The sequence below is a fragment of the Micrococcus sp. GbtcB5 genome (genome assembly GCF_019091605.1).
GTDB classification, from domain to species: Bacteria; Actinomycetota; Actinomycetes; order Actinomycetales; family Micrococcaceae; genus Micrococcus; species Micrococcus luteus.
In genome coordinates, this window is sequence record NZ_JAGXJK010000505.1 from 1 (window position 1) to 234 (window position 234).

Below are 234 nucleotides of genomic sequence, written 5' to 3' on the forward strand. Positions count from 1 at the left end.
GACTGCACGAAGTAGCCGAAGAACAGCCGGGGCCGCTAGGCGAGGGCGGAGATGGGCGTGTCCGTGCCCATCGCACCGAGCGGCTCGGCGCCCGTCTGGGCCATCGGCCCGACGAGGATGCGCAGCCCCTCCGAGGTGTACCCGAAGATGCGCTGACGCTGCAGGATCGACTCGGAGGTGTGGCGGACGTGCTCGCGCCCGGGGAGCGACACCAGGTCCAGGAGGTTCTGGCGC

1 pseudogene is annotated in these 234 nt (G+C 70.9%); it reads right to left on the reverse strand.

The features are described 5' to 3' along the window. Window positions 1-38: 38 nt before the first annotated feature. Window positions 39-234: pseudogene (locus KVS67_RS13270) on the reverse strand (glutamate synthase central domain-containing protein); the annotation flags it as partial.